The organism is Streptomyces sp. M-16 (assembly GCF_052114405.1).
Lineage (GTDB): Bacteria > Actinomycetota > Actinomycetes > Streptomycetales > Streptomycetaceae > Streptomyces.
Genome location: NZ_JBFRER010000059.1, coordinates 22,556 through 41,637, shown reverse-complemented (window position 1 = coordinate 41,637; position 19,082 = coordinate 22,556). Strand labels below are relative to the sequence as shown.

Here is a 19,082-nt window from a genome sequence, read left to right as displayed (position 1 = left end):
GGCCCTGCCCGGCCGGTGTCCGCCCGGCCCGTCTCCGGCCGCCCCCTTCACGCCGCGCCCGCCGGGGCCGGGAGCACCACCGCCGGGTGTACCAGTACCGCGTCCGCGAGCGCCGGTCTCGGCACCACGATCCCGCAGCCCCCGCACACCGGCCCGTCCCACGCCCACGCCCCGGCCCACGCCACGTGGGCCGTCAGCGCCGCCGACCAGCGCAACTCCCGCTCCCCGCACACCGGGCAGGCCGTCCCGGGCTCCGATTCCAGCGCCTTCACCAGTCGGCGCAGCACCTCGCCGAGCGTCCCGTCCGGCCGCACCCCCGGATCCACGCACCGCACCACGGCGTCCCCGCTGCCGCCCCAGGCCCACTCCGGCCGGCGCACCCCGTCGTGCTTCTCCCGTCTACGGCGCGCCGCGAACTGCCGCTCGTACTCCAGCCAGACCGCCCGGGCTTCTTCCAGTTCCTCCAGCGCCGCGACCAGGCGCAGCGGATCGGCGCCCCGGTCCTCGGGGGCGATCCCGTGCCGGTCGCACAGGTGCCACCACGTCGCCCGGTGCCCGTAGGGCGCGAACCGTTCCAGGCAGCGGCGCAGCGAATGGCGCCGCAGGGCCCGGTCGTTGCGCGCATCGCGCACCTGGTAGGCCAGACTCCGAAAACCCGCCATCGCACCTTCACCTCCGCCGCCGTGCCCCCGCCCACACCTGTGTTCGCGCTACTTCGTCGAACGAAGCAGCGTGCCCTGACGTGCCCAACATGCCCTGCCGGATGTGGGCGCATGCGGGGGCGGTCGAGGCGTGCGGGTGGCACATGGCCGGAACTCAGCGCCCCATGCGCCCCGCCCCGACCACGATCCGGGCCAGCTCCTCGTGGCAGATGTCGCTGTGCGCCCCCGACGGCGGACCGCCGCGCCGCACCACGGAGCCCGCGTCCACGCTGACGCAACCGGCCGCGGGCAGCCCGTCGCGCAGGGCCGCCTCCAGGCTGAGCCGCTGTGCGCCCGGCAGCGCCTGCACGCCGTCGTGCCCGACCGCGCCCCACCGTTCGTCGAACCCCAGCAGACCGGCCGAATCTCCCGCCATCCGGGACGCCAGGGGATAGAACAGCCCGAGGGCGCTGTCGTGGGAGGAGTGGCAGGCCACCACGGGGCCGTCGACCCTGCGCTGGAGTCCCCGCAGGGCGCCGCCGCGGCGGGGATCGTGGGGGAGGCTGTCGCTGAAGGCGTAGTGCGAGAAGGCTCCCTGGAGCAGGGTCAGCGACTTCAGCTGCCGCGCCYCGTCCGGTACGGCGCGCAGGGAGAAGGACACCACCCGCGCCCCGAAGCTGTGGCCTATCAGGTGGACGCGCAGGGCCGGGCGTCTGCCCGCCAGGTCCGCCAGCACCGGCCCGAGCCCGTGCTCGCCGACGACCCCGGCCCGGTTCTTCATCTCGTAGTACGTCGCCTGGCGCAGCAGCTCCTTGGCCCCGCCCCACAGGGCGCGCAGCCCGTCACCGGGGGCCAGGCGCGGGCCCTCGCCGGCGTCCGCCCCGGCGGCGGTCAGGGCGTCGGACAGTTCCCGGCAGACCTCCAGCACGTCCCGCGCGAAAAGGGCCGGTACCCCGCGGGCGCCGCCCGGATCCGCCGCGGCCGTGGGGCCGACCGCGGCACCGGCACGGTCGACATTGGCGAGTTCCCGTACCAGGGCCCCGAACTCGGCGAAGGCGGGCTCCGACTCCGGGCGCCCGTCGAGCAGTTCGGCGACCCGGTCCAGCTCCGCCCGCCGGCCCGGCCAGAAGGCCCCGAGCGCCCGCCGCGTGTCGGCGTCCAGGCCGGGGGTGGGGGCGGGCCGCGTGCCGGTGGCGGTGTCCGGGGCGGTGAGGGCGCGCTGCGGGTCGAAGTCCGGTATCGGCTCGTCGGAGAAGCGGATCGAGGGCCAGACCACCCCCACGTAGCCGAGCCGCACCCCCGTTCCCACGAGCCCCGGGAAAGGGGCGAAGAAGCGGTCGAAGAGCCGGGTCGCGGTGGTCCGGTCGCTGTTCCAGCCGTGCGCGAACACCAGCAGGTCCGTGGCCTCGATCCGGGCCACCGCCGCCCGCGTCGCCGGGTCCACGTCGCCCTGGGCGTCGAAGGTCAGCTCCCGGTAGGGCCCGACGCCCACCCCGGTCGTGGTCGTGGTCGCCGTCGTGGCTCCGGCCCGGGCTCCGGTTCCGAATGCGGCTCCGCTGTCCGTCATGACGTCCCCCTCAGTGCCGTGCCGTGCCTGCGGTGCACGCAGCATCCCGCCGCGGGCGCCCGTCGGCCAGACCCGCGGCAGCACGGGATCCGCACGGATCCGCACGGCCCGGCGGGCGGAGTCAGGGGTAGAGGAGGTACTCCTCCCGGACCGCCGCGAACCGGGCCAGCCCCGCCGCCCAGTCGCCCGCGATCTCCTCCACCCCCGCCCCCGCGTCCACCAGCGTCCGCACCCGGTCCGAGCCGGTCAGCCGGTCGATCCAGTGGTCCGCGCGCCAGCCGAAACCGCTCCACGCCCGCCGCGCGGTGACCAGGAGGCCGATCCCCGCCCGCACCGGGTCGAAGGCCTCGCGGTCGTGCACGATCAGCCGGACCCCGCCGCAGAGCTTTCCGGCGTGCTTCGAGAAGGAGGGGGTGAACCAGGTCTCCCGGAACCAGACGCCGGGCAGCCCCAGCGCGTTCGCCGCCTCCGCCCACCGCCGGTCCACGCCCTGGGCGCCGACCACCTCGAAGGGGGTGGTCGTGCCCCGGCCCTCGGAGAGCGTGGTCCCCTCGAACAGGCAGGTCCCCGCGTAGGCGAGAGCGGTGTCGGGGGTGGGCATGTTCGGGCTCGGCGGCACCCACGGCAGCCCGGTGGAACCGTAGAAGGACGCGCGGCGCCAGCCCGTCATGGGGACCGTCCGCAGCCGGACCGGACGGGCGCGCAGGAACTCGCCGTTGAAGAGCAGGGCCAGCTCGGCCGCCGTCATCCCGTGCGCGAGCGCGATCGGCTCGCGGCCCACGAAGCTGGCGTAGGGCCGCTCCAGCACCGGGCCGGCCGCCCGGCGTCCGCCCACCGGRTTGGGGCGGTCCAGCACCACCACGGCCTTGCCGGCCAGGGCGGCCGCGCGCATGCAGTCGTAGAGGGTCCAGACGTAGGTGTAGAAGCGGGCGCCGACGTCCTGGATGTCGAAGACGACGGTGTCGATCCCGGCGGCCGTGAAGAGGTCCGCCAGGCGCTGCCCGCTCGTGTCGTACGTGTCGTAGACGGGCAGGCCCGTCGCCGGATCCCGACCGGTCCCCTCCGAGCCGCCCGCCTGGGCCGATCCGCGGAAGCCGTGTTCCGGCCCGAACACCGCGACCAGGTCGACCCGCGGGTCGGCGTGCAGGACGTCGACCAGGTGGCGGGCGTCGGAGGTGATCCCGGTGGGGTTGGTGACGACGCCGACGCGCTGTCCGGCGAGTTCGGCGTACCCGTCGGCGGCGAGCCGTTCGCATCCGGTGAGCACCCGTCCCGGCGCGGGGCCGCCCGCCATGCCCGCCATGTCCGGCGTGTTCGCGGTGCCCGCCCCGCCCGCCGTACCCGCGGTGCCCGCCGCGGCGGCGCGGGCCGCCGGACCGGTTCCCGCGAAGGCCCCCGCGGTCCCCATGGCCCCCGCCAGCCCCAGTACCCCGCGTCGTGACAGCGTCATCCGCACACGCTAGGGCCCGGCCCCCTTCCGTCCTCACATACCGACTGGTTAGTCTGCCGGGATCCGGCAGGCCGTGGCGAAAGGTGATCCCCGTGAACGCGTACCAGGACCAGCGAGTCGTCGTCACCGGAGCGGGCGGCGGCATCGGCGAGGCCCTCGCCCGCCGCTTCGCCGCCGAGGGGGCCACCGTCGTCGTCAACGACCTCGACCCCGCGAAGGCCGCGTCGGTCGCGGAGGCGATCGGCCTCCGGGCCGTCGCGGTCCCCGGAGACGCCTCGACCGTCGTCGCGGAGGCCCGCGAGGCCCTCGGCGGCACGGTCGACGTCTACTGCGCCAACGCCGGACTCGCCTCGGGCGGGGACGCCTTCGCGGACGAGGCCGTGTGGGAGGCGGCCTGGGACACCAACGTCATGGCGCACGTGCGGGCCGCCCGGACCCTGCTGCCGCAGTGGCTGGAGCGGGGCAGCGGCCGCTTCGTGTCCACCGTCTCCGCCGCAGGGCTGCTGACCATGATCGGGGCGGCGCCGTACAGTGTCAGCAAGCACGGTGCCCTCGCCTTCGCGGAATGGCTCTCGCTGACCTACCGCCACCGCGGCGTCCGGGTCCACGCCATCTGCCCGCAGGGCGTGCGCACCGACATGCTGACCGCCGCGGGCTCGGCGGGCGAACTCGTCCTGGCGCCGACCGCCATCGAGCCGGACGCGGTCGCTGACGCACTGTTCGACGGCATGGAGAAGGGCCGCTTCTTGATCCTCCCGCACCCCGAGGTGGCGGACTACCACGCCGCCCGCGCGAACGACCCGGACCGGTGGCTGGAGGCCATGAACCACCTCCAGCAGAAGTGGGAGTCCTCGTGACGCCCGCCCGCACACCCGGGGCGGACGCGGGGGCCCCGGCCGGCTCCCCGTACGCCGCGCGGCCGTGGCTGCGCCGGCTCAGCGCGGCGCAGCTGGCACCGGTCAGCCCGCCGCCCACCGTGCTCCACGCCTTCCGGGCCGCCGCGGCGCGCGCCCCCGGGCGTACGGCCCTCGCGTACTTCGACGGGCGCGTCGGCTACGCCGAGGCGGACGCCCTCTCCGACTCCCTCGCCGGGTACCTCGCCGCGCGGGGGGTCCGGCGCGGCGACCGGATCGCCGTCATGCTCCAGAACACCCCGCACTTCGTGCTCGCCGTGCTGGCCGCCTGGAAGGCCGGGGCGGTGGTCGTCCCGCTGAACCCGATGTACAAGTCCGCCGAGGCCGGGCACGTCCTGCGCGACTCGGGTGCCGTCGCGCTGGTCTGCGAGGCCCGCGCCTGGGCGGCGTACCTGCGCGGGACCGCGCACGAGGCCGGCGTCCGGATCGCCCTCACCACCGACGAGCGCGAGTTCCAGACCCGCGACGACGCCCGCCTCTTCCCGCCCCCGGCACAGGAGCGGGAGCCGCACACCGCGACGGCGGGGCCCCTCGGGCTCCCGGGCGGGCCCGAGGACCTGGTGACCGTGGCGCGGCAGGGGCACCCCGCGCCGGACGGGCCCGATCCGGTCGCCGACGACCTCGCGCTCCTCGGCTACACCTCCGGCACCTCGGGCACCCCCAAGGGCGCCATGAACCCGCACGGGGCGCTGACCTACAACGCCACCCGCCAGGTCACCGGCCACCCCCTCCCCGAAGGCGCCGGTTACTTCGCCCTGGCGCCGCTCTTCCACATCACCGGCCTCGTCTGCGAGCTCGCCGCCTGCTTCGTCAACGCCGGCACCCTCGTCCTCGCCCGCCGCTTCGACGCGGGCGCCGTCCTCGACGCCTTCCTCGAACACCGCCCGGCCTACACCATCGGACCGGCCACCGCCTTCACGGCCCTCGCCGCCCACCCCGCGGCCACCGCGGAGCACTTCGCCTCGTTCCAGGTGGTCTCCTCGGGCGGCGCCCCGCTCCCGCCCGCCCTCGTCGAACGCCTGCGCGCCTCCTTCGGCTTCTACCTCCGCAACGGCTACGGCCTCACCGAGTGCACCGCCCCCTGTGCCTCGGTCCCCGCCCACCGCGAGGCCCCCGTCGACCCCCGCTCCGGCACCCTCTCGGTCGGCCTGCCCGGCGCGCAGACCCTCGTACGGATCCTCGACGAGCAGGGCGCCGAGGTTCCCCTCGGCGAGACCGGGGAGATCGCCGTCCGCGGCCCCCAGGTCGTGCCGGGCTACTGGGGGCTCCCGGACGAGACCGCAGCGGCCTTCCCGGACGGGGAACTGCGCACCGGGGACGTCGGCTTCATGGACCCCGACGGCTGGCTCTACGTCGTCGACCGCAAGAAGGACATGATCAACGCCTCCGGGTTCAAGGTCTGGCCGAGGGAGGTGGAGGACGTCCTCTACACCCACCCCGCCGTCCGCGAGGCGGCCGTCGTCGGCGTCCCCGACGCCTACCGCGGCGAGGGCGTGAAGGCGTACGTGAGCCTGCGGCCCGGCGCCACCGCCGACCCCGCGCAGCTGTCCGCGTACTGCGCCGAGCGGCTCGCCGCGTACAAGTACCCGCGCGAGGTCGAGATCCTGCCTGTTCTTCCCCAGACCACCAGTGGCAAGATCCTGCGACGGGAACTGCGCGAGCGCGGCTGAAAATCGTCGGATGGTCGTACGGCACAGGACACCCGGCACACGCAGGACAGGCGACGGATCAGGAGAGGAAGGCGAGCACCATGGCCGCCAGCACCACCGCGGGACCCGAGGGCGTCAACCGGGAGACCCCGGTGCCGCAGCGGCTGCTGGCCGTCGCGACCAGGCTGTTCGCCGAGCGCGGCTACGACCGCACCTCCGTGCAGGAGATCGTCGAGGCAGCCGGAGTCACCAAGGGCGCGCTCTACCACTACTTCGGTTCCAAGGACGACCTGCTGCACGAGGTGTACGCGCGCATGCTGCGCCTCCAGCAGCAGCGGCTCGACGCGGTGGCCGGATCCGACGCTCCTGTCGAGGAGCGGCTGCGGGCCGCCGCCGCCGACGTGGTGGTGACCACCATCGAGAACCTCGACGACGCGATGATCTTCTTCCGGTCGATGCACCAGCTCAGCCCGGAGAAGTACAAGCAGGTACGGGCGGAGCGCCGCCGCTACCACGAGCGTTTCCGGGCCCTGGTCGAGGAGGGCCAGCGCACGGGGGTGTTCGCCACGGCCACCCCCGCCGACCTGGTGGTGGACTTCTACTTCGGGTCCGTCCACCACCTGTCGACCTGGTACCGCACGGACGGCCCGCTCACCCCCCACCAGGTCGCCGACCACCTCGCCGACCTGCTGCTGCGCTCGCTCAGGCCCTGAGCAGGAGGCGCCGGGCCTCGCCTAGGCCCGGTACCGCTTCAGTTCCCGGTGCGCCAGCGAGCGCTGGTGGACCTCGTCCGGCCCGTCCGCCAGCCGCAGCGTCCGCGCCGCCGCCCACAGCTCGGCCAGCGGGAAGTCCTGGCTGACGCCGCCCGCGCCGTGCAGCTGCACGGCCTGGTCCAGGATGCCCACGACCGCGCGGGGGGTAGCGATCTTGATGGCCTGGATCTCGGTGTGCGCGCCGCGGTTGCCCACCGTGTCCATCAGCCAGGCGGTCTTCAGCACCAGCAGCCGCAGCTGCTCGATGGTGACCCGGGCGTCCGCGATCCAGCCCTGCACCACTCCCTGCGCGGCCAGCTCCTTGCCGAAGGCCGTACGTCCCACCGCGCGGCGGCACATCAGCTCGACGGCGCGCTCGGCCATGCCGATGAGCCGCATGCAGTGGTGGATCCGCCCCGGACCCAGCCGCGCCTGGGCGATGGCGAAGCCGGTGCCCTCCTCGCCGATGAGGTTGGCCGCCGGAACCCGGACCCCGTCGAAGACCACCTCGGCGTGCCCGCCGTGGTCGTGGTCGGCGTACCCGTACACCGTCATCGCCCGCCGCACCTCGACGCCCGGGGTGTCCCGCGGGACCAGGATCATCGACTGCTGGCGGCGCGGGTCGGCGCCCCGCGGATCGGTCTTGCCCATCACGATGAAGACCTTGCAGTCGGGGTTCATCGCCCCGGAGATGTACCACTTGCGGCCGGTGACCACGTACTCGTCGCCGACGCGCTCGATCCGCGTCTCGATGTTCGTCGCGTCCGAGGAGGCCACCTCGGGCTCGGTCATCGCGAAGGCGGAGCGGATCTCGCCGGCCAGCAACGGCTCCAGCCACTGCTTCTTCTGCTGTTCGTTCCCGAACTGCGCGAGCAGTTCCATGTTCCCGGTGTCCGGGGCGGCGCAGTTGGTCGCCATCGGCGCCAGGTGCGGACTGCGGCCGGTGATCTCGGCGAGCGGGGCGTACTGGAGGTTGGTCAGTCCGGCGCCGTGCTCCGCGCCCGGCAGGCCGTGCTGGTCCACGAAGAAGAGGTTCCACAGGCCCTGGCGGCGCGCTTCGGCCTTCAGTTCACCGAAGACGGCCGGGGTGTCCCAGGGCGAGGCCAGCCGTGCGCGCTGCTCGGCGGCGAGGGCTTCCGCCGGGTAGACGTGACCTTCCATGAACGCGAGCAGCCGCTCGCGGAGTTCCTCGGTCCGGGCGTCGAATGCGAAGTCCATGGGTGTGGCTCAGCCTTCCTGGAGGGTGGTCAGACCGTGTTCGATGAAGACCGGGACCAGTTCGCCGATCCGGTCGAAGCCCGCGCCGACCGTCTGACCGAGCGTGAAGCGGTAGTGGATGCCTTCGAGGATTACCGCGAGCTTGAACCAGGCGAAGGCCGTGTACCAGGCGATCGCGCCGGTGTCGCGCCCGGAGCGGGCGGCGTAGCGCTGGACCAGTTCGGCGGGGTCCGGGTGTCCCGGGGCGCGGCTGGTCGTGCTGACCGGGGAGTCCGTCAGGCCCAGGTCGGAGCTGTACATCACCAGCAGTCCGAGGTCGGTGAGCGGATCGCCCAGCGTGGACATCTCCCAGTCCAGCACCGCCCGGATCGAGTCGTCCGGCCCGCCGATCAGTACGTTGTCCAGCCGGAAGTCCCCGTGCACCACGGTCGGCGCGGGGGAGGAGGGCAGGGTCCTGCCGAGCGCGGCGTGCAGTTCGTCTATGCCGGCCAGCTCCCGCCCGCGGGAGGCCGCGAGCTGCTTGCCCCAGCGGCGCAACTGCCGGTCGAGGAAGCCCTCGGGCCGGCCGAAATCGCCCAGCCCCACCGCGCCGGGGTCCACCGCGTGCAGGTCGACGAGGGTGTCCACCAGGGCGAGCACCGCCCGCCGGGTCCGCTCGGGGCCGATCTCCTCCAGCTGGGCGGCGGTCCGGTACGGGACCCCGTCCACGTACTCCATGACGTAGAACGGCGCCCCCAGCACCTCCTCGTCCTCGCACAGCAGCAGCGGACCGGGTACCGGCACGGCGGTCCCGTGCAGGGCGGCGATCACCCGGTGCTCGCGCCGCATGTCGTGCGCGGTGGCCAGGACGTGCCCGAGCGGCGGGCGGCGCACCACCCAGTGGGCGGAGCCGTCGGTGACCGCGTACGTCAGGTTCGACCGGCCCCCCTCGATCAGCCGGCCGCTCAACGGCCCGCCCACGAGCCCGGGGCGCGCGGCGTCGAGATGGCCGCGCAGCCGCTCCAGGTCCAGGCCGCGCGGGCTCGGGGAGCCTGCCGGGACTGCGGTCATGGTGCGCACCTCCGTACGGGGTTGACGGTGAGGGTTGCTCGGAGGACATCATGCCGACCAGTCGGTATGGCGTCCAGAGGGCGGGCCGGAGGAACCCTCCGGACACCGCCGCCCCGACCGCGCCGCCCTGACCGCGGCGCCCCGACCGCGCCGCCCCACGGCCGCCGCGTCAGGCGTGGCACAGGATCGGCGTGCCCCCGTTCATCACCGTCATGTCCCGGAGCACGGCCATGATGTCCAGCGGCACGCCCTCCGGCTCCCCGGCCAGCTCCGCGTACGCCCGGTGCACGTTCGCCACCAGCCGCTCGCTCTCCCGCCAGGCCGCGAACTCGCCGAGATCGGCCCCCTGCGCGACCTCCAGCGGGGTCAGTCCCTTCTCCCGCCCCTCCCGCGCCAGTTCGGCGACGAACCGCAGGTACCGCTCGGTCGCCCCGTACGCCGAGGCGTCGGTCAGCGGTCCGTGCCCCGGTACGACGGTCTCCGCGCCCAGGGACCGCAGCAGCTCCAGCGCCCGCAGCGACCCGGACAGCGAACCCATCGCCAGGAACGGCGTGCCCTCGGCGAAGACCAGGTCCCCGGTGAAGACCACCCGCTGCCGGGGCAGCCACACGATCGCGTCCCCGGTGGTGTGCGCCACGCCCGGGTGGATGACCTGCACCTCGGTCTCGCCGACGTGCAGGGTCATGCGCTCGCTGAAGGTGAGGTCCGGGGCGGTGATCTCTATCGCCCCGAAGTCGGTCGCGGGCCAGATCAGCTCCAGCTGGTGTCCGGCCGCGAGCTGTTCGGCGCGCGCGTTGTCGTGCCCGACGATCAGGGCCTCGGGCGCGAACACCCCGTTGCCGTAGGTGTGGTCGCCGTGGTGATGGGTGTTGACCACCGTCCGGGGGAGCGGCACCCCGGCCGCCGCGACGGCCTCGCGCAGGGCCAGCGCCCGCCGCTCGGTGGCGGCCGTGTCGACGAGCAGGGTCCGCCCGCCGTCGCTGACGAAGCCGGCGTTGTTCAGGCACCAGCCCCCGTCCGGCTGGACGTAGGCGTACACCCCGGCCGCGGGCTGGACTACGTACGGTGCGTCGACGGTCATGGGCGCTCTCCCCCGGGTCGCTACGACAGGTGATCGGCATCCTGTCAGCCGGGGCCCGGCCGGGGGAGAGCGGGGGGTGAGGGGCCGTCAGCGACCGTCGGCGGCCGTCAGTGGTCGTCAGTGGTCGTCGTAGTGTCCCTCGTGCTCCGCGTGCCGGTGCCCGTCGTGGAGGTAGTCGACGTGGTCGCCGTGCGGGACCGACTCGTGCCCGCAGCCGGCTCCGTGGACGTGCTCGTGCCCGTCGTGGGTGGTGTGGTCCGGGGTCTCGCACTCGTCCCAGTGCCCGGAGTGCTCCCGGTGCAGGTGCCCGTCGTGCGCGTAGTCGACGTGGTCGCCGTGCGAGACCGCCCGGTGCCCGCACGAGGGGCCGTGGGTGTGTTCGTGCGTGGGGTGCTCGTGGTGCAGGGTCGTCATGGCGCAGAGGCTAGTGGGGAACGCCCCTTAACGCCCGTTCTGTCCGGGCTCGTGTCGCACGACTCGGCAGATCTCAGAAGATCACCGTCGCCGCGAACAGCGCCAGCGCCACGGTGCACAGCACCGCTCCGAGGGCCACCCGCGGCGGGAGCGCCGGAGGCCGCGCCGTCGCCAGCTGCCGCATGCGCACGTGTGCAACGCCCAGGAACGCCAGCCAGATCAGCGCGATCACCGCCGTCCCGGCCACCCGCAGGGGGGAGCCGGAGCCGTGCAGGGCCTGCCGCAGCGCCAGTACCGCGGCCACCGAACAGGACAGAGTCGTACGCCGCCAGGCCAGCCGGGTCCGTTCCGGCTGGAGCCCGGCGTCGCGGGAGGCCGTACCCGGCCCGCTCACCGGCCCGCCGTCCAGCCCAGCAGCACGACCACCACCATCGCCGCCGCGACCAGCCCGACGCCCAGGCTGAGCACCACCGGGAACCGCGACAGCGGCAGGTCCTCGCCCCGCCGCATCGCCCGCTCGCACCGCACCCAGTGGTTCACCGCGCGCAGCGCGCACGCCGCACCCACGGCCAGCAGCGCGAGCGCCATCCCGACGCGCACCCCCCACCGCAGGTCCGGCAGGAACTGGTCCACCGCGAACCCGCCGCCCACCAGCGCCAGCGCGGTCCGGATCCAGGCCAGGAAGGTCCGCTCGTTGGCCAGGGAGAACCGGTAGTCCGGCGTGTCGCCCTCGTCCCTCAGTCGCTGCGGCGCGAACCAGAGGCGCACGTCCTTGACGAAGTCGATCATCCGGCCAATCTACGGGCAGCCACCCGGCCGGCCCGGGAGCGCCCCGGCCTTCGGCGCCGGGCGCTCAGCCCCCGGCGCCCCGCCCCGGCCGCCGCCCGGTGCCCAGCCCCCCGCCGCCCCGCTCCTCACCCCGCGCGGTACGCCGTCACCCCTCACCCCGCGCGGTACGCCGTCAGCCGCCGGTACGCCTCCAGCCCGTCCGGTACCCACGCCCAGTTCCCGTCGGCGACCCGCCGGTCCAGCTCCTCCTGCGGGAGCCAGGTGTGCCAGTCCACCTCCGAGGCCTGCGGGGCCACCGGCAGGTCGCACCGCACCTCGTGCACGTAGGACCACCAGGACCCGCCCGGACCCTCGTAGAGGAACTTGAACAGCGGCGCCGGCTGCTCCAGCCCGCTCACCCCCAGCTCCTCCTCGGCCTCCCGCAGCGCGGCCCCCGCGTAGTCCTCCCCGGCACCCGGCACCCCGCCCACGAACATGTCGTAGTGCGCGGGGAACACCAGCTTCGACGCCGTCCGGCGGTGCACGAACACCCGCCCCCGCGCGTCCCTGGCCTGCACGAACACACACCGGTGGAGCAGTCCCCGGGCGTAGACCTCGCCCCGCGGGGCCTGCCCGGTGACCCGGTCGTCCCGGTCCACCACGTCCAGCACTTCATCAGCGGCACTCACGGAATCCATCCAACCACCGCCATTGACTGGTTACCGCTCCGTAGCAAAGGATCTGCCCCACCACCGACCGGAGGACGGGCTACCCATGACGACGTACGACGCCGACGTGATCGTGATCGGAGCGGGCCTCGCCGGGCTCGTCGCCACCGCCGAGCTCGTCGACGCGGGCCGCAAGGTGATCCTCCTCGACCAGGAGCCCGAGCAGTCCCTCGGGGGCCAGGCCCACTGGTCCTTCGGCGGCCTGTTCTTCGTGGACTCGCCCGAGCAGCGCCGGATGCGGATCAAGGACAGCCGCGAGCTCGCCCTCCAGGACTGGGCCGGAACCGCGGGGTTCGACCGGCCCGAGGACGCCTGGCCGCGCCGCTGGGCCGAGGCCTACGTGGACTTCGCGGCCGGGGAGAAGCGGCCCTGGCTGCACGCCCGGGGGGTCCGCTTCTTCCCCGTCGTCGGCTGGGCGGAGCGCGGCGGCTACGACGCGAACGGCCACGGCAACTCCGTCCCCCGCTTCCACATCACCTGGGGCACGGGCCCGGGCCTGGTCGCCCCCTTCGAACGCCGCGTCCGGGCCGGGGCGGCCCGCGGCCTGGTCGAGTTCCGCTTCCGTCACCGGGTGACGGGTCTCGCCACCACCGGCGGCGCCGTGGACACCGTCACCGGAGAGGTCCTGGCCCCCTCGGACGCCGTACGGGGCGCCGCGAGCAGCCGCGAGGTCACCGGGGCCTTCTCCCTCCGGGCCCAGGCGGTGATCGTCACGAGCGGCGGCATCGGCGGCAACCACGACCTCGTGCGCGCGCAGTGGCCGGACCGCCTCGGCACCCCGCCCGAGCGGATGCTGTCCGGGGTCCCGGCGCACGTGGACGGCCTGATGCTCGGCATCACGGAGCGGGCCGGCGCCAGCCACATCAACAAGGACCGGATGTGGCACTACACCGAGGGAATCGAGAACTGGGACCCCATCTGGGCCCGGCACGGCATCCGCATCCTGCCCGGCCCGTCCTCGCTCTGGCTCGACGCCACCGGCGGGCGGCTTCCCGTGCCGCTCTTCCCGGGCTTCGACACCCTCGGAACCCTCGACCACATCATGAAGACGGGCCACGACCACACCTGGTTCGTGCTCAACCAGCGCATCATCGGCAAGGAGTTCGGCCTCTCCGGCTCCGAGCAGAACCCCGACCTGACCGGCAGGTCGGTCCGCGACGTCATCGACCGCGCCCGCCAGGCCGTGCCCGGCCCGGTGAAGGCCTTCATGGACCGAGGCGCCGACTTCGTCGTCGAGCGGGACCTCGCCGCCCTGGTGCGCGGGATGAACGCCGTCACCAAGGAGAACCTCCTCGACGAGGCCACCGTCCGCCGGGAGGTCGTGGCCCGCGACCGGGAGATCGCCAATCCCTTCACCAAGGACCTCCAGGTGACGGCCATCCACGGCGCCCGCAAGTACCTCGGCGACAAGCTGATCCGCACCGCCGCCCCGCACCGCATCCTCGACCCGAAGGCGGGCCCGCTGATCGCCGTCCGGCTCTCGATCCTGACCCGGAAGTCCCTCGGCGGCCTGGAGACCGACCTGTCCTCCCGCGTCCTGACCCCGGCGGGCGAACCGCTCCCCGGCGTCTACGCGGCCGGCGAGGCGGCCGGCTTCGGCGGGGGAGGGGTCCACGGCTACCGCGCGCTGGAGGGCACCTTCCTGGGCGGTTGCATCTTCTCGGGCCGCGCCGCGGGCCGCGCGGCGGCGAAGGCCGTTTCCTAGGCCCCGTCCCGGTCCCGCTCCCCGTCCCCGTCCCCGTCCCGGAGGATCCTGAAGCGTTGCGTGACCACCAGGGTGTCGTCGTCGACGGTGAAGTGCGGGTCGCCCACGGCCGCGCCCAGTTCACCGCTGTGCCAGAACCGTTCGTGGGAGGCGCGCCATTCGGCCACCGACGCGTACTCCTCGCCCTCGTCCACCGCGTGCCGCAGTTCGACGTCGGCCAGCCGCAGCACCCGCACCTCCGTCAGTTCCAGGACAGCCAGCGGCCGTTCGGCGGAGTCCACCAGGACCGCGCGCGCCCCCGGTTCGGGCAGCGGCTCGCCCTCGCGCCCGTACTGCTCCAGCAGTCCCGTCGTCGTGGTCTTGGCCCCGCTCAGCACCGCCGCCACCAGTCGGTCCCGCAGTTCCCCGGGGAAGCCCAGGAGGAAGGGAGGAAGGTCGTCGTAGATCGCCATGGAGGCAGCCTAAGGACCCCGTCCGGCGGGTGGTGCCCATACCCGAACCACCGCATCCGTGCCAACTGTGCTATCGGAAGCACCAGTTGAAACCCGCCACCCGCTGGACCGGACCTTGACGCGGAGCTGTGCGTACCGGTTTGCTGTGTGTGATCATCCGGAACGCTCACCGGCGTGATCCAGCCGCACCACCGGAACCGCCCCCGCACCACCGGAACCGCCCGCATCACCGGCACCACCGTCCTCAGTCATCACCCCGGTCGTCACCCCGTGCATGCTCCCGCGTACATCGTCCACCCGCGCCCGCGTCCTGGAGGGAACCCGCGGATGTCCCCGCCTCCGCCGCCCCTCGGCCGCGCCCGCAAGCGGGACGCCCAGCTCTTCGACCCGGCCCTGTGCGACACCGAACTGGTCTCCGTGCGCTCCCAGTTCACCCAGGGCCGGTGGTCCAAGGCCCGTACCCTCCTCGTCGGCACCGGTGACGACTGGGACCGTCGCGGCCACCGCGTGGTCGTCCTCGCCGAAACCCCGGCCGCCACCGCGTGGGCCCGCGAATGGCTGCTCGCCGAGCCCGGCAGCGCCGACGCCACGACCCTCCTCGCCTGCGCCGCCGTCTTCAGCGCCCTGCGCCGCAAGGGCACTCCCGAGGCGGCCGAGGAGGCCTGCCGGCGGGCCGCCGCGCTGCTGCCCGCCGACCCCACGCCCTGGCTGGGCCTGCTCATGCTCTCCCGCGCCTTCGGTACCGAGGAGGAGTTCAGCCGCCACTTCGACCAGGTCCGGGCCCGCCACCGGGAGCACCACCACGCCCACCACCTGATGGTCGCCAAGCTGGCCGAACGCACCCCCTCCCTGGGGCACGACCCGCTCCACGAGGTCTACGACTTCGCCGCCTGGGCCGCCGAGGAGTCCCCGGCCGACTCCCCGCTCGCCGTGCTGCCCGTCATCGCCCACGCCGAGCGCTACCGGGTCCTCGCCTCCGCCCAGGGGGGTGCCGCCCCCGAGTCCGCCGGCCCGCACTGGACCGGCCGCCGCGCCCGGCAGGTGCTGCGCTCCGCCTTCGACTGGTGGCTGGAGTGGGAACGCGAGGACCACCCCCGCAACCGGGTCGACCTCAACTTCCTCGCCCACGCCAAGCTCTGCGAGGGCCGCCCCGCCGAGGCCGCGGCCCTCTTCCACCGCATCGGCAGCCATGCCACCCCCGCGCCCTGGTCCTATCCGGACCGGGACCCGCACAAGGCCTTCCTCGCCGCGCGCAGCGCCGCGCTCGGCACCGCCTGACTCCGACCAGCCAGTCCCCCGAAAGGACCCCGCCATGCCGACGGGCAGATCCACCACGCTCCCAGCCGAGGCCGAGATCCGCACGTACAAGGGCCAGGACCGCGCCCTGCGGGCCGGCCGTCTCGGCACCGCCGGACTGCTGCTCTCCGTACTCGCCGCGAGCGCGCCCCTGATGGTCGTCGCGGGTGTCATGCCCACGATCTTCGGGGTCATGGGCATCGTCGGCCAGCCGCTCCTCTTCGTGATCCTCGGCGTCGTCCTCGCCCTCTTCGGCGTCGGGTACGCCGAGATGAGCCGCCACGTCCACAACGCCGGCGCCTTCTACGCGTACATCGCGCGCGGCCTCGGGCCCACCGCCGGGGCCTGCGCCTCCCTCGTCGCCCTCGTCGCCTACAGCGCCATGCAGGTCGGCGTGTACGGCATCCTCGGCTTCGAGATCTCCGGCCTCTTCGCGACCTACCTCGACACCACGGTCGCCTGGTGGATCCCGGCCCTGATCGCCGTCGCCGCCACCGGCGCGCTCGGCTGGCTGAAGATCGACCTCAACGCCAAGGTGCTCGGCGTCCTGCTGCTGATCGAGTGCGCCCTCGTCGTCGTCTTCGACGCCGCCGCCCTCGGCAAGCCCGGCCCCGAAGGCCTCTCCCTCACCGCCTTCGACCCCGGCACCCTCTCCGGAGCCGGCCTCGGCACGGCCCTGTGCTTCTGCATCGCCGCCTTCGTCGGCTTCGAGCAGTCCCCGGTGTACGCCGAGGAGACCAGCAGGCCGCACATCGTGGTCTCGCGCGTGATGTTCCTCGCGATCGGCTTCGTCGCCGTCTTCTTCGCCCTCAGCGCCTGGGCCCTGTCCGTGGCCACCGGACCCGCCGGGATCACCGCCGCCTCCGCGAAGGCCGGTCCCGGACTGCTCTTCGAGCTGACCGAGGCCCGTCTGGGTGCCGCCTTCACCGACGTCCTGCACGTGCTCTTCGTCACCGGCATGTTCGCGGCCATGCTCAGCTTCCACAACGTCGTCGCCCGCTACGCCTTCGCCATGGGCCGTGAGGGCCTGCTCCCGGCCCGCTTCGGCCGCACCAACCCCGGGACCGGCGCCCCCGCCACCGGCTCCCTGCTGCAGACCGTCGTGGCCGCCGTCGTCGTCATCGCCTTCGCGCTCACCGACAGCACGCCGGCCGGCGACCCCACCGTTCCCGTCCTGCACCTGTTCACCTGGATGGGCAGTGTCGGCGCCCTCGGCGTGACCGTCCTGATGGCCGCCTCCTCCTTCGCCGTCATCGCCTTCTTCGTCCGCCGCGGCACCGCGGGCGCCCAGGTGTGGCGCCTGATCGCCGCGGCCCTGGCGGGCCTCGCGCTGATCGCCATCGCCGTCTACACCGTGCGGGACTTCGGCGTGCTGGTCGGCGCCGCGAAGGGCTCCGCGCTGAGCCGGGCGCTGCCCGCGATCATCTTCGTGGCCGCCCTCGGCGGACTGGTCCACGGACTGCTGCTCAAGAGGCGCCGCCCCGAGGCCCACGCCCGGATCGGCCTGGGCAACGAGGCCTTCCGCCTCGACCAGGCCGCGGAGGCCGACCCCGTCGGCTGAGCCCCGTAGCCTCGCTTTCCTGCCCGCCGGAGGCCCCGCGCGACCGTTTCCATGGTCGCCGGGGCCTCCGTGCGCAGGGGGCCGATTTTGGCGGGTAGCGGAGCCTCATGGTCTATTGGGGCGACAAAATCACCGGAACGCGGCACGGGGGATACCACCCAGCTCCCCCGCACGCGCCCCGGACCTGCCTGTCCGAACCACGAAGGCGAAGTCCCGAATGAGTGACCGCACCTTGACCGAGGCCCCCGCCGAGGCGTCGTCCCGCCACGTCGACGCCGGTGACGAGGGCTACAGCAAGGACCTCAAGTCCCGGCACATCAACATGATCGCCATCGGCGGAGCGATAGGCACCGGCCTGTTCCTCGGCGCGGGCGGCCGGCTCGCCGGCGCCGGCCCCTCCCTCGCCATCGCCTACGCGGTGTGCGGAGTCTTCGCCTTCTTCGTGGTCCGGGCCCTGGGCGAGCTCGTGCTGTACCGCCCGTCCTCCGGAGCCTTCGTCTCCTACGCGCGCGAGTTCATGGGGGAGAAGGGCGCCTACACCGCCGGCTGGCTCTACTTCCTCAACTGGTCCACGACCACCGTGGCCGATATCACGGCCGCCGCGACCTACGCGCACTTCTGGTCGATGTTCACCGACGTCCCCCAGTGGGTGCTCGCCTTCATCGCCCTGGCCGTCGTGCTGACCGCCAACCTGATCTCGGTGAAGTACTTCGGCGAGWTGGAGTTCTGGTTCTCCCTGGTCAAGGTCGCCGCCCTGGCGGTCTTCCTGATCGTCGGCATCTACCTCGTCGCCACCAGCCACGACATCGGCGGCCACACCCCGGGCCTCGCCAACATCACCGACAACGGCGGCATCTTCCCGTCCGGCGTGCTCCCGATGCTCCTGGTCATCCAGGGCGTCGTCTTCGCGTACGCCTCCGTCGAGCTCTGCGGCGTCGCCGCGGGCGAGACCGAGAACCCCGAGAAGATCATGCCCAAGGCGATCAACTCGATCATGTGGCGCGTGGGCCTCTTCTACGTCGGCTCCGTGGTCCTGCTGGCCCTGCTGCTCCCGTACACCGAGTACTCCGGTGACCAGAGCCCCTTCGTCACGGTCTTCGACAAGCTCGGCGTCCCCGGCGCCGCCGGCATCATGAACCTGGTCGTCCTGACCGCGGCCCTCTCCAGCCTGAACTCCGGCCTCTACTCCACCGGCCGCATCCTGCGCTCGATGGCCGTCTCCGGCTCCGCCCCCAAGTTCACCGGCGTCATGAACAAGGGCAAGGTCCCCTACGGCGGCGTCCTGTTCACCGCCGCCTTCGGCGTCGCGGGCGTCGGCCTGAACTACTTCATGCCCAAGGACGCCTTCGAGATCGTCCTGAACTTCGCCTCGCTCGGCATCCTGGGCACCTGGGCGATGGTCATGCTGTGCTCGCTCCACTTCTGGCGGCGCGCCGGCCAGGGCCTCCTGGAGCGCCCCTCCTACCGCCTGCCGTGGGCCCCGTACACCCAGATCGTGACGCTGGTCTTCCTGGTCACCGTCCTGGTCCTGATGTGGTGCGACGGAGGCGTCGGCCGCACCACGATCCTCTTCGTCCCGGTCATCGGCGCGGCCCTGGTCGGCGGCTGGTTCCTGGTCCGGGGCAGGGTGGCGCAGATCGCCGCCGCCCGCTCCGGCGACTGACGGGCCGGACCACCGGCGTACGGAAGCCCCGTACGGCCCACGACCGCGACCCCATGACGAGAAGGCCCCCGCACACCGGTGCGGGGGCCTTCTCGTCGTCCGGGCCGTTCCCTACCCGCAGGTAGCCGGGACGTTCGCGGCATTCCTCCGGAGAATTTCGCCAAGAATTTACC

General features: G+C 73.6%; 18 protein-coding genes. 7 read left to right on the top strand and 11 right to left on the bottom strand.

What is annotated here, in order from left to right:
* Nucleotides 1-47: 47 nt before the first annotated feature.
* The 3 genes from AB4039_RS25100 to AB4039_RS25090 all read right to left on the bottom strand — a co-directional run bounded on the left by AB4039_RS25100 (nucleotide 48) and on the right by AB4039_RS25090 (nucleotide 3,658).
* The gene (locus tag AB4039_RS25100; protein ID WP_266838236.1) at nucleotides 48-662 is read right to left on the bottom strand and encodes a hypothetical protein; all 615 of its coding nucleotides are present in this window, start codon (nucleotides 660-662) and stop codon (nucleotides 48-50) included.
* A 154-nt stretch (nucleotides 663-816) separates the two neighbouring features.
* Nucleotides 817-2,208 carry a serine-threonine protein kinase gene (locus AB4039_RS25095; RefSeq protein ID WP_442271876.1) on the bottom strand — a complete coding sequence of 464 codons (1,392 nt, stop codon included), beginning with the start codon at nucleotides 2,206-2,208 and terminating at the stop codon, nucleotides 817-819.
* Between the two features lie 121 nt (nucleotides 2,209-2,329).
* The gene (locus AB4039_RS25090; RefSeq protein ID WP_442271875.1) at nucleotides 2,330-3,658 is read right to left on the bottom strand and encodes an exo-beta-N-acetylmuramidase NamZ family protein; all 1,329 of its coding nucleotides are present in this window, start codon (nucleotides 3,656-3,658) and stop codon (nucleotides 2,330-2,332) included.
* A gap of 83 nt (nucleotides 3,659-3,741) precedes the next feature.
* On the opposite strand from AB4039_RS25090, the gene AB4039_RS25085 reads away from it, so the two are divergent.
* The 3 genes from AB4039_RS25085 to AB4039_RS25075 all read left to right on the top strand — a co-directional run bounded on the left by AB4039_RS25085 (nucleotide 3,742) and on the right by AB4039_RS25075 (nucleotide 6,934).
* Nucleotides 3,742-4,515, top strand: a complete 774-nt coding sequence (locus tag AB4039_RS25085; protein WP_442271874.1) for an SDR family oxidoreductase — start codon at nucleotides 3,742-3,744, stop codon at nucleotides 4,513-4,515.
* Nucleotides 4,512-6,242 (top strand): AMP-binding protein, encoded by a 1,731-nt coding sequence (locus AB4039_RS25080; protein WP_266838232.1) that lies wholly within the window; start codon nucleotides 4,512-4,514, stop codon nucleotides 6,240-6,242. Before AB4039_RS25085 ends, AB4039_RS25080 begins: the two co-directional genes overlap by 4 nt.
* Before the next feature lie 80 nt (nucleotides 6,243-6,322).
* Nucleotides 6,323-6,934: a TetR/AcrR family transcriptional regulator gene (locus AB4039_RS25075; protein WP_266838231.1), complete on the top strand. Its 612-nt coding sequence runs from the start codon at nucleotides 6,323-6,325 to the stop codon at nucleotides 6,932-6,934.
* 21 nt (nucleotides 6,935-6,955) lie between these two features.
* Here AB4039_RS25075 and AB4039_RS25070 read toward each other — a convergent pair whose 3' ends face one another.
* From AB4039_RS25070 to AB4039_RS25040, 7 genes are all read right to left on the bottom strand, one after another.
* Nucleotides 6,956-8,191 (bottom strand): acyl-CoA dehydrogenase family protein, encoded by a 1,236-nt coding sequence (locus AB4039_RS25070; RefSeq protein ID WP_266838230.1) that lies wholly within the window; start codon nucleotides 8,189-8,191, stop codon nucleotides 6,956-6,958.
* Between the two features lie 9 nt (nucleotides 8,192-8,200).
* Entirely contained in the window at nucleotides 8,201-9,241 is a 1,041-nt protein-coding gene (locus AB4039_RS25065) for a phosphotransferase family protein (protein ID WP_442271873.1), read from the bottom strand.
* Between the two features lie 169 nt (nucleotides 9,242-9,410).
* Nucleotides 9,411-10,322, bottom strand: coding sequence for an MBL fold metallo-hydrolase (locus AB4039_RS25060; RefSeq protein ID WP_442271872.1), 912 nt, complete (start codon nucleotides 10,320-10,322; stop codon nucleotides 9,411-9,413).
* Nucleotides 10,323-10,439: 117 nt separating this feature from the next.
* Nucleotides 10,440-10,736 (bottom strand): hypothetical protein, encoded by a 297-nt coding sequence (locus AB4039_RS25055; protein ID WP_266838227.1) that lies wholly within the window; start codon nucleotides 10,734-10,736, stop codon nucleotides 10,440-10,442.
* 73 nt (nucleotides 10,737-10,809) lie between these two features.
* Nucleotides 10,810-11,130 carry a DUF202 domain-containing protein gene (locus AB4039_RS25050; RefSeq protein ID WP_266838226.1) on the bottom strand — a complete coding sequence of 107 codons (321 nt, stop codon included), beginning with the start codon at nucleotides 11,128-11,130 and terminating at the stop codon, nucleotides 10,810-10,812.
* Complete coding sequence (locus tag AB4039_RS25045) at nucleotides 11,127-11,525, bottom strand: YidH family protein (RefSeq protein ID WP_266838225.1); 399 nt, start codon at nucleotides 11,523-11,525, stop codon at nucleotides 11,127-11,129. The genes AB4039_RS25050 and AB4039_RS25045 overlap by 4 nt, the downstream gene beginning before the upstream one ends.
* Before the next feature lie 152 nt (nucleotides 11,526-11,677).
* Nucleotides 11,678-12,202, bottom strand: coding sequence for an NUDIX hydrolase (locus tag AB4039_RS25040; RefSeq protein WP_442271871.1), 525 nt, complete (start codon nucleotides 12,200-12,202; stop codon nucleotides 11,678-11,680).
* Between the two features lie 76 nt (nucleotides 12,203-12,278).
* Here AB4039_RS25040 and AB4039_RS25035 point away from each other — a divergent pair, with 76 nt between their 5' ends.
* Nucleotides 12,279-13,937 (top strand): FAD-binding dehydrogenase, encoded by a 1,659-nt coding sequence (locus tag AB4039_RS25035; RefSeq protein ID WP_442271870.1) that lies wholly within the window; start codon nucleotides 12,279-12,281, stop codon nucleotides 13,935-13,937.
* On the opposite strand, the gene AB4039_RS25030 is transcribed toward AB4039_RS25035, so the two are convergent.
* Nucleotides 13,934-14,389 carry an ASCH domain-containing protein gene (locus AB4039_RS25030; protein WP_442271869.1) on the bottom strand — a complete coding sequence of 152 codons (456 nt, stop codon included), beginning with the start codon at nucleotides 14,387-14,389 and terminating at the stop codon, nucleotides 13,934-13,936. The two genes, AB4039_RS25035 and AB4039_RS25030, sit on opposite strands and share 4 nt — an antisense overlap.
* A gap of 327 nt (nucleotides 14,390-14,716) precedes the next feature.
* Here AB4039_RS25030 and AB4039_RS25025 point away from each other — a divergent pair, with 327 nt between their 5' ends.
* The 3 genes from AB4039_RS25025 to AB4039_RS25015 all read left to right on the top strand — a co-directional run bounded on the left by AB4039_RS25025 (nucleotide 14,717) and on the right by AB4039_RS25015 (nucleotide 18,909).
* On the top strand, nucleotides 14,717-15,667 hold the full coding sequence (locus tag AB4039_RS25025) for a hypothetical protein (protein WP_266838221.1): 951 nt from the start codon (nucleotides 14,717-14,719) through the stop codon (nucleotides 15,665-15,667).
* A 34-nt stretch (nucleotides 15,668-15,701) separates the two neighbouring features.
* Nucleotides 15,702-17,246 (top strand): APC family permease, encoded by a 1,545-nt coding sequence (locus AB4039_RS25020; RefSeq protein ID WP_266838220.1) that lies wholly within the window; start codon nucleotides 15,702-15,704, stop codon nucleotides 17,244-17,246.
* 217 nt (nucleotides 17,247-17,463) lie between these two features.
* A complete protein-coding gene (locus AB4039_RS25015) occupies nucleotides 17,464-18,909 on the top strand; it encodes an amino acid permease (RefSeq protein WP_442271868.1) in 1,446 nt (481 codons plus the stop codon).
* Nucleotides 18,910-19,082: the final 173 nt, after the last annotated feature.